At 46.8% G+C, this 2,869-nt stretch carries 2 protein-coding genes; one reads left to right on the top strand and one right to left on the bottom strand.

What is annotated here, in order from left to right; all coding sequences use genetic code 11:
- A partial coding sequence (locus VN105_RS18770) for a heme-binding domain-containing protein (RefSeq protein ID WP_325643064.1) occupies window positions 1–972 on the bottom strand: 972 nt, incomplete at its 3' end.
- A gap of 272 nt (window positions 973–1,244) precedes the next feature.
- On the opposite strand from VN105_RS18770, the gene VN105_RS18765 reads away from it, so the two are divergent.
- Window positions 1,245–2,869, top strand: a 1,625-nt coding sequence (locus VN105_RS18765; RefSeq protein ID WP_325643063.1) for an ABC transporter permease, incomplete at its 3' end; no start/stop codon positions are given.

Below are 2,869 nucleotides of genomic sequence, written 5' to 3'. Positions count from 1 at the left end.
CTTCAGCAACGGCGTATCAGGCAACGATGCAACAGTATGCTGCGTAGGCATGGTGAACACAAAATCATTGTTGCGCATGGGCTGGTGACAGCTAACGCATTCCATCGTGAACATGGCATTTTTTCCATAAGGTTTCAGATCGGTTCCTTTCCATCGCGCCCAGCCCCAACCTTTGGTAGCAGCGTACTTATGGCTGTCTTTGATCATAAACTCCACCTGTTTAAACTCACCGGGTGTAATATTCCCGGCGGTATCTGCCAGTTCATCCCAGGCTATTTTGGCGAATATGGCGCCATCGGGCCAGGGGTTGGTTTTATGCTCCCGGATCGCCTTCACGGCAATGTCATTCCCCGTGATCACCCGCATGGTGCTGTTATCCAGCCGTTGTGTACTACTAATGGCCTCCCAGTTTTTATAGTCCGGCATATAGCCGATACCATTAGCCACCGGCTGTACCGGCGCAACGGGCACATCTGGTTTCCATTCGTTATACTGACGGTTCGCGGCGGTGGTTTTGATACTGTCGGGCTTTATGGGTGACAATTGCGTAGCCAGGTAGTTTTTTAGCACCGTGATATCCTCCCCTGTTAAACGCGCGCCGGGATGCAAGGCAGTATACTGCGACAACGGCATTGTTTTGAACGTCATCTGGTTAAGGGATTCAAACAGTTTTCCTTTCTGCTGGTCTTTTGATAAACTATCCCAGGTGGAAAAATTAAGCGCCTGCCTCCCGTCGGCCACGTGGCCGGCTACCAGCCAGATGGCAGGCGATACCTGGTCGAACCACGCCAGGTGCGTTTCGTTGGAGTGACAATCGTAGCAAGCCTTCCGCAATACAGCGCTCACCTCCGGGGGTACATCCGGCTCACCGGTCACCGGCGGATTGGTGATACGGGGCCTGATGAACTGTAAAGCGGTAAAACAGCCGGCAGCTATCAGCAGTACAACTTTCCACGTCTTATTCCGTTTCATAGTGTCGTTCATTTATATTTGCAGCAAAATAAATAATGGGTATCACCACCAAAGATCCTTTCCCGTGAACCGGACAAATATGGGGGTGAACCAGTCTAATTTAACAACGAACCTTGCATATAGTTGCCGGTTGCCGTATCAACCTGTTCAAATCCGGACACGGCGGCTTTAAAAACGGACAATGTTATTCATACAAATAATTCATTATCAATCTATAAGGCCATGGCATTATCTTAGTCCGGATAAATTGCACTATTCATAATTGTGTAAATATGATGATGCTAAAAAACTATACAAAGATCACCTTCAGACATCTCTGGAAAAACAAAACTTACAGCTTCCTGAATATTTTTGGGCTGGCTATCGGGTTGGCCTGTGCGGGTGTTATTTTCCTTTGGGTAGAAGATGAAGTTACTTATAACGATGTGCATGTAAAGAAAGACCACATCTACCAGGTGTGGGAGAACTGGAATTATGATGGCGATATACGCACGTTTACCTCCACGCCTGGCCCAATGGCGGAGGCTATGAAAACGGAGATTCCCGGGATTATACGAACCTGTCGCGCCTCAGAAGGCTGGAACAGCGTATTATTTACCTTTGGTGACAAAAAAATATATGCCTCCGGCATGTATGTGGATGCGAGCCTGTTTAACATTTTCACGTTTCCCTTTATAGAAGGTAATGCTGCTAATCCTTTTCCACAATTATATTCTATTGTTATCACAGAAAAAACAGCCAGGAAGTTTTTTGGCGATACAAGGAACGTGGTAGGCAAAACCATTACGATTGACAATGCGCAACCATACGTGGTATCAGGAGTAATAAAAGATATCCCCGAAAATTCCAGTATAAAATTTGAGTGGGCCGCTCCTTTTGAGATCTATTTCAACCGGAATGCGTACCTGAAAGACTGGGGAGCCAATTCTGTAGACACCTATGTTGAACTGGCGCCGCATATAAATGTAGCCGGTATCAACAGTAAACTGCAGCACTTCATTGAAGCGCACAGTCCCGGCGCCATTAACCAGGCTTTCCTGTTCAGTATGAACGACTGGCGGCTGCATGACCAATTCACCAATGGGAAGCAAAGTGGTGGCCGCATAGAATATGTCCGCCTGTTTTCGCTCATCGCCTGGATCATACTGTTCATTGCCTGCATCAATTTCATGAACCTGGCCACCGCCCGCAGTGAAAAGCGTGCGAAAGAAGTAGGTGTCCGCAAAGTAATGGGTGCGGGGAAAAATAAACTGATCATCCAGTTTATCAGTGAAGCGTTGCTGATGTCGGTACTGGCGGCGACGTTAGCCGTATTGTTGTTGCTCCTTGTGTTGCCCGGGTTTAATGCGCTGGTAGATAAACATCTCAGCATAGGACTGGATCAACCAATGCATCTTATCTGGTTGCTGGGGATTACAGTGGTATGCGGTGTACTGGCGGGCAGTTATCCATCGCTGTACCTGTCTTCATTTAACCCCGTTTTTGTATTAAAAGGTATTAAAGCGAAGACCGGCAGTGCAGCCTTTATCCGCAAAGGACTGGTGATTGCGCAGTTCAGCGTTTCCATTATACTTATTATTTGCACGGCCATCATTTACCAGCAGATCCAGCATGTGAAGAAGCGAAATCTTGGTCTTAATAAAGATAACCTTATTTCCATGGAGGTACAGGGTACTATGAAGCAGAATTTTGACGCTATCAAAGCAGCACTGTTGGCTACCGGCGTAGTACAAAATGCCGCACTGGCAGATATGTTTACTTTGTATGGCGGCAATAATACGGCTGGCATTTACTGGGAAGGAAAACCAGCTACCGAAAACATCCTTATTTCACAGCGGGAGATAAGCCCTGAATTTATTCAAACTACCGGTATGAAAATAGTGGCCGGCAATGATTT

Origin of the sequence: Chitinophaga sp. (assembly GCF_035564935.1) — a bacterium.
GTDB lineage: Bacteria > Bacteroidota > Bacteroidia > Chitinophagales > Chitinophagaceae > Chitinophaga.
The sequence above is the reverse complement of the archived record's forward strand: the minus strand, read 5'-3'. Positions and strand labels throughout refer to the sequence as shown.